This is a genomic window from Vibrio sp. YT-18 (assembly GCF_033337345.1).
In the GTDB taxonomy this organism is placed as follows: Bacteria; Pseudomonadota; Gammaproteobacteria; order Enterobacterales; family Vibrionaceae; genus Vibrio; species Vibrio alginolyticus.
Window position 1 is genome coordinate 1,262 of sequence record NZ_JAWOQO010000051.1, and the last position, 1,433, is coordinate 2,694.

Sequence of the window (1,433 nt, forward strand, 5' to 3'; positions counted from 1 at the left end):
GTGAAGTCATTGATGCCATGCTTCCAGGAAAAGCCTCTAAGCTTCAGATTGTAAGGAATCGTACCCCAAACCGACACAGGTGGTCGGGTAGAGAATACCAAGGCGCTTGAGAGAACTCGGGTGAAGGAACTAGGCAAAATGGTACCGTAACTTCGGGAGAAGGTACGCTCTCGACGGTGAAGTCCCTCGCGGATGGAGCTATTGAGAGTCGCAGATACCAGGTGGCTGCAACTGTTTATTAAAAACACAGCACTGTGCAAAATCGCAAGATGACGTATACGGTGTGACGCCTGCCCGGTGCCGGAAGGTTAATTGATGGGGTTAGACTTCGGTCGAAGCTCTTGATCGAAGCCCCGGTAAACGGCGGCCGTAACTATAACGGTCCTAAGGTAGCGAAATTCCTTGTCGGGTAAGTTCCGACCTGCACGAATGGCGTAATGATGGCCACGCTGTCTCCACCCGAGACTCAGTGAAATTGAAATCGCTGTGAAGATGCAGTGTACCCGCGGCTAGACGGAAAGACCCCGTGAACCTTTACTACAGCTTGGCACTGAACATTGACCCTACATGTGTAGGATAGGTGGGAGGCTTTGAAGCGCAGTCGCTAGATTGCGTGGAGCCGTCCTTGAAATACCACCCTTGTAGTGTTGATGTTCTAACGTCGACCCCTTATCGGGGTTGCGGACAGTGCCTGGTGGGTAGTTTGACTGGGGCGGTCTCCTCCCAAAGCGTAACGGAGGAGCACGAAGGTGGGCTAATCACGGTTGGACATCGTGAGGTTAGTGCAATGGCATAAGCCCGCTTGACTGCGAGAATGACAATTCGAGCAGGTGCGAAAGCAGGTCATAGTGATCCGGTGGTTCTGAATGGAAGGGCCATCGCTCAACGGATAAAAGGTACTCCGGGGATAACAGGCTGATACCGCCCAAGAGTTCATATCGACGGCGGTGTTTGGCACCTCGATGTCGGCTCATCACATCCTGGGGCTGAAGTCGGTCCCAAGGGTATGGCTGTTCGCCATTTAAAGTGGTACGCGAGCTGGGTTTAGAACGTCGTGAGACAGTTCGGTCCCTATCTGCCGTGGGCGTTGGAGAATTGAAAGGGGCTGCTCCTAGTACGAGAGGACCGGAGTGGACGAACCTCTGGTGTTCGGGTTGTGTCGCCAGACGCATTGCCCGGTAGCTAAGTTCGGGATCGATAACCGCTGAAAGCATCTAAGCGGGAAGCGAGCCTTGAGATGAGTTCTCCCTGATACTTTAAGTATCCTAAAGGGTTGTCGTAGACTACGACGTTGATAGGCAGGGTGTGTAAGCGTTGTGAGGCGTTGAGCTAACCTGTACTAATTGCCCGTGAGGCTTAACCATACAACACCCAAGGGGTTTTGATGGACTCAATGAAAGAACATTGAATGTGTAAGAACGAGAATTAAAAAA

General features: G+C 52.1%; 1 rRNA gene (cut by a window edge). It reads left to right on the forward strand.

The window, feature by feature from the left end:
- A 23S ribosomal RNA gene (locus R7M72_RS24115) occupies positions 1-1,364 on the forward strand (its annotated part extends 1,261 nt beyond the left edge of the window); the annotation flags it as partial.
- Between the last annotated feature and the right edge of the window lie 69 nt (positions 1,365-1,433).